Raw genomic sequence first — 5036 nt, forward strand, 5'->3', positions numbered from 1 at the left:
GTGCGCGTCAGGGTGGTTTCCGCCAGCCTCACCTCACGCAACTGGCCCATCCCATGCAGGCCGCCGTCCAGCGTTTCGCGGGCGACGAAGCTGAGCAGGCGGGTGCGGGCGATCAGGTTGGGCAGCATGGGGATGGCGTTGGTCTCGATCTGCACCTGCGGCGGCGGCAGGCCGTGGGCCTGGAAGGTGGCGTCCATCCAGCGCCGCGACGACACCCCGGGCGCCGGCAGCACCCAGCGGTAGCGGCACAGGTCGGCGATGGCCACCGGGCCGTCGAACAGCGGGTGCTCGCGGCTGGCCACCACCACCACCTGGTCCTGCAGCAGCGGCTCGCTGGCCAGGTGCGGGTCGTCGAGGATGCGCGAGCAGATCGCCATGTCCAGGCGCCCGCTGCGCAGGGCCTCGCGCAACACGTCGTCCTGGCCCAGGGACAGGCTGATGGTCACCTCCGGGGCGCGCTGCAGCAGTTCCTCCACCAGCGGCGGCAGCAGGTACTCGGCCATGGTCGCGGCACAGCCCAGGCGGATGTTGCCCACCAGGCCGCTGGCGAAGTCGCGCACCTCGCGGCGCGTCTCCTCGATGTCCTGACGCAGCTGGCGGGCGCGCCGCAGCATCAGCTCGCCGGCAGGGGTCAGGCGGATGCGCCGGCCCTCGCGCTGGAACAGGCTGGTGCCCAGGGACTGCTCCAGGCGCTGGATGCTCTTGGTCAGCGCCGGCTGGCTGCGCCCCAGGCGCTCCGCCGCGCGGCCCAGGTGGCCGAGCTCGGCGATGGTTTCGAAGTAGGCGAGATCGCGCAGGTCCATGGCGGTCATCCGATAAATTTCAGGAATGAATTCATGACTATTAGAAAATGGACTTGATGGATCGCGCTATCGATAATTTTCCGCGTTGTCCGCAGTCCGGAGTCCTTGCGTGTCCAGCCGTCCAGCCCAGCGCCTCAGCCGTATCCCCGCCAGCCTGCAATGGCCGGCCCTGATCCTGGCGGCCGGCGGCGCCGGGCAACTGCTCGCCTGGCTGGGCATCCCCGCCGCGCTCTTCCTCGGCCCCATGCTGGTGGCCATCGCCTTCGGCGTCGGCGGCGCCGGCATCCGCCTGCCGCGCCAGGCCTTCCGCCTCAGCCAGGGCTGCATCGGCCTGCTGGTGGCCCACGCCATCAACTGGTCGGTGCTGCAGGCCATGGCCGCGTCCTGGCCGCTGATGCTCTGCGCCACCCTGCTCACCCTGCTGCTCAGCGCCGTGGTCAGCTACGCCATGGTGCGTTTCGGCGGCATCCCCGGCAGCACCGCCGCCTGGGGCACCGCGCCGGGCGGCGCGGCGGCCATGGTGGCGATGGCCGAGTCCCACGGCGCCGACCCGCGGGTGGTGGCCACCATGCAGTACGTGCGGGTGGTCTGCGTGGTCATGGCCGGCGCCCTGGTCGGCCGCCTGCTGGGCATCGAGGGTGGCGCCTCGGCGGCCCACAGCACGCCGCTGGACGACGCCGGCCACCTGCCCGGCCTGGTCAACTGCCTGCTGCTGATCTTCGTCGGCGTCAGCCTGGGCGCGCGCCTGCCGGCCGGCCCGCTGCTGGTGCCGCTGGTGGCCGGCGCGGCGCTGCAGCTGGGCGGGCTGCTGCAGATCACCCTGCCGCACTGGCTGCTGGTGCTGGCCTACGGGGTGATCGGCTGCTACATCGGCCTGCGCTTCGACCGCGCCAGCCTGGCCTACGTCGGACGCCACCTGCCGGCCATGCTGGTCAGCGCCATCGCCCTGATCCTCAGCTGCGCGCTCTTCGCCTGGGCCCTGGCGGCCATCACCGGCATGGACTTCCTGTCCCTCTACCTGGCCACCAGCCCCGGCGGCCTGGACGCCATGGCGATCATCGCGGTGGACACCCACTCCGACGTCGGCCTGGTGCTGGCCATGCAGACCCTGCGGCTGTTCGTGGTGCTGTTCAGCGGCGTCTCCATCGCCCGCCTGGTGATCCGCCTGAGCCACGCCTGAGGCCCGGCGCCTTGTGCGCATGGCGAAGGGGGTTCAGGATCGGAGGCTTTCCATCGGCCAAGGACAGCCCCATGCACCAGCCCACCGCCTGGCACGTCACCCACTGGAGCGACGACCCCTTCAGCCTCGGCGCCTGCCTGGGCGGGCGCCTGGTGCTCGCCGGCGAAGCCTGCAACCAGCGGGCGCCAGCCATGACCCACGGCGCCTGGGACGATGGCCTGCGCGCCGCCGAACTGGCCCTGGGCGCGGGTGCCCGCCGGGTGATCGTCATCGGCGCCGGATGCGCCGGCCTGGCCGCCGCGCGGCGCCTGCGCGGGCAAGGCGTCGACTGCGTGGTGCTGGAAGCCCGCGAGCGCATCGGCGGGCGCACCCACAGCCTCCGCCTGGGCGCGGTGACCCTGGACGTCGGCGCCGCCTGGCTGCAGCAGTTCGCCGACAATGCCCTGGCCGGCGAAGCCCTGCGCCTGGGGCTGAGACTGGTGGAAACCGACTTCGCCAAGCCGCTGGCCGCCGCCAGCGATGGCCCGCTGCCGGACATAGACGCGGCCTGGCAGGCCCTGCGCAGCGGGCTGGACCGGCAACTGCCGCTGGCCGAGGGCATCGAGCGCTACCTGGCCGGCCTGGATAGCGCGCAGGCCCGTGCCACACGCTTCGCCATCGACGCCAACCTGATCCTCGAAGCCTGCCTGCCGCTGGCGCAACTGTCGGCAGACGCCCTGGACGAGGATGGCGTGGGCAATGGCGACCGCTTCCTGCCCGGCGGCTACGGCCAGCTCATCGAGCACCTGGCCCGGGGCCTGGACATCCGCCTGGGCCAGCCGGTGACGCACATCGACTGGTCGGGCGAGCAGGTCCGGGTGAACGACGAGCGGGGCGACTTCTGCATCTGCAGCGTGCCGCTGGGCGTGCTCAAGACGCTGCGTTTCGCCCCGGCGCTGCCGGCGGCGCAGCAGGACGCCCTGGCCCACCTGGGCATGGGCCGCCTGGAGAAGGTGGTGCTGCAGTTCGAACGGCGCTGGTGGCCGCGTTCGCCCTCGGGCTACCTGCGCTGGTACGACAGCCCGGCGAGCTGGGGCGAATGGCTGGACCTCACCGATGCCGTGGGCACGCCGACGGTCGCCGGGCTGATCGCCGCCGACGCGGTGGAACGCCAGTTCGCCGGGCGCAGCGACGAACAGATCGCCCTCGCCGCCCGCGACGCCCTGCGGGCCTGGGCCGCCGCGGTGGAAGATTCGCGCTAGACCGCCCATAGTCCGTTCGCGAACAAGCTCGCGCCTACGAAGCGCGGTGGCCCCTTCAGTAATCCACCTTGCCCCGCCCGGCCTTGATCGCCCCGCGCTTGCTCTTGCCTTCCAGGCGGCGGGTCTTGGAGCCGAGAGTCGGGCGCGTCGGCTTGCGCTTCTTCTGCACCTTGGCCACCGAGCGGATCAGCTCGGCCAGGCGCTCCAGCGCGTCCTCGCGGTTCTGTTCCTGGGTGCGGTACTGCTGGGCCTTGATCACCACCACGCCGTCGCCGCTGATGCGCTGGTCGCTCAGCGCCAGCAGGCGTTCCTTGTAGAAATCCGGCAACGACGAGGCGCGGATGTCGAAGCGCAGGTGCACCGCGCTGGACACCTTGTTGACGTTCTGCCCGCCGGCGCCCTGGGCGCGGATGGCGCTCAGCTCGATTTCGGCGTCGGGCAGCTGCACGGTGTTGGAGATGACGAGCATGGCGGGGGATTCGGACGGACTGAGCGCACAGCATAACGCGCAATCCCGAGCCGGCACAGAATGCGGACCAGCGCGGCGCAAGGCCGATTCCTGACTCGCGGATCAATTTTTGAATACACTTTTGTATACAAAAATCTCTTGCAATGAATCCAACAGACCTTTAGAACCGTCCCTGTCCGGCCGCGGGCAGTCACGCGGCAGCCGGCCCCATAACAACAACAAGATCGAGGTGCAGCATGTTCCGCCCGGTTCCATCCGTGCCGGCGCCCAGCGCCGTCCGCCAACACCCGCGTACGTCCCGCCGCCTGAGCAGCGGCAGCCGTATCGCCCTGAGCGCCGCGCTGCTGGCCGGCCTCCCCCTGGACGCGGCCGTCGCCGACGATGACCGCTTCTTCGAGTGGACCAGCAACACGCTGGGCTTCCGCTACGGCCAGCAGTTCACCAACCCGAACAACCCGGACAAGTTCGCCAAGCGCATCTACAGCTTCAGCCACGCCGACGGCTACCGCTACGGCAGCAACTTCTTCCACCTGGACGTGTTCCTCTCCGACAGCCGCGACCCGCGCAAGGGCACCGACCACGGCGGCAGCGAGGTCTACGCGGTGTACCGCCACCAGTTGTACGCCTCGCGGGTGTTCGACGTGCCGCTGGGCAAGGGCCTGGTGAAGGACCACGCGCTGACCCTCGGCTTCGACGCCAGCCGCAACAACAACCTGGCCTCGGCGAAGAAGCGCGCCCTGGTGATCGGCCCCACGGTGAAATTCAACGGCGCCGGGGTGCTCGACCTGAGCCTGATGTACTACCGCGAGAAGAACCACTTCGGCGTGCCCGGCGCGCGCCACCCGGACCACACCTTCGACGGCACCTACATGGTCAACCTGACCTGGCTGAAACCCTTCCAGCTGGGCGAGCGCATGGCCAAGTTCCAGGGCTTCCTCAACCACGTCGGCGAGAAGGGCGAGGACTACAACGACAAGGACACCGCCCCCGAGACGCTGGTACGCACCTCGCTGATGGTGGCGGCCCTGCCCGGCGCCAGGCGCCAGCCGAACCTCTGGCTCGGCGTGGGCTACGAGTACTGGCACAACAAGTTCGGCGTGGACGGCGGCACCGGCAGCCGCACCTCGACGCCGACGGTGAACCTGGAGTTCAGTTTCTGAGGTTCGTGCCGCCGGTTGGCCCTGAGCGGTTGGCGGGGTGATCGCGGACGGAGTCCGCTCCTACAAACCGTGCCTCCCTGGAACTGTAGGAGCAACTGTCTTGCAGGCTGCGCCGCCTCTTTCCAACCCGTAGGGCGCATAACGCCTACGGCGTTATCCGCCGCGGCCGTCAGGCACCGGCGT

The 5036-nt window shown here is 70.3% G+C and carries 5 protein-coding genes; 3 read left to right on the forward strand and 2 right to left on the reverse strand.

Annotated elements, in window-relative coordinates; genetic code table 11:
- The coding region (locus DK254_RS22000) for a LysR family transcriptional regulator (RefSeq protein ID WP_109935812.1) at positions 1–803 on the reverse strand (803 nt) is incomplete at its 3' end.
- Positions 804–912: 109 nt separating this feature from the next.
- On the opposite strand from DK254_RS22000, the gene DK254_RS22005 reads away from it, so the two are divergent.
- Together DK254_RS22005 and DK254_RS22010 are read left to right on the forward strand one after the other, a co-directional pair.
- On the forward strand, positions 913–1983 hold the full coding sequence (locus DK254_RS22005; RefSeq protein ID WP_109935470.1) for an AbrB family transcriptional regulator: 1071 nt from the start codon (positions 913–915) through the stop codon (positions 1981–1983).
- Between the two features lie 71 nt (positions 1984–2054).
- On the forward strand, positions 2055–3224 hold the full coding sequence (locus tag DK254_RS22010) for an NAD(P)/FAD-dependent oxidoreductase (protein WP_109935471.1): 1170 nt from the start codon (positions 2055–2057) through the stop codon (positions 3222–3224).
- 55 nt (positions 3225–3279) lie between these two features.
- Here the strand turns inward: DK254_RS22010 and arfB are convergent, their stop codons facing one another.
- Positions 3280–3693, reverse strand: coding sequence for an alternative ribosome rescue aminoacyl-tRNA hydrolase ArfB (gene arfB / locus DK254_RS22015; RefSeq protein ID WP_089393575.1), 414 nt, complete (start codon positions 3691–3693; stop codon positions 3280–3282).
- Between the two features lie 236 nt (positions 3694–3929).
- Here arfB and DK254_RS22020 point away from each other — a divergent pair, with 236 nt between their 5' ends.
- Entirely contained in the window at positions 3930–4853 is a 924-nt protein-coding gene (locus DK254_RS22020; protein WP_109935472.1) for a nucleoside-binding protein, read from the forward strand.
- Positions 4854–5036 lie beyond the last annotated feature (183 nt).

It is taken from the genome of Pseudomonas sp. RW407 (assembly GCF_003176655.1).
Lineage (GTDB): Bacteria > Pseudomonadota > Gammaproteobacteria > Pseudomonadales > Pseudomonadaceae > Pseudomonas > Pseudomonas delhiensis.

Excerpts from the sequence above, each read along its gene's own strand:
- DK254_RS22020 (WP_109935472.1), top strand. The coding sequence starts at position 3,930 with ATGTTCCGCCCGGTTCCATCCGTGCCGGCGCCCAGCGCCGTCCGCCAA.
- arfB (WP_089393575.1), bottom strand. The coding sequence starts at position 3,693 with ATGCTCGTCATCTCCAACACCGTGCAGCTGCCCGACGCCGAAATCGAG.
- DK254_RS22010 (WP_109935471.1), top strand. The coding sequence starts at position 2,055 with ATGCACCAGCCCACCGCCTGGCACGTCACCCACTGGAGCGACGACCCC.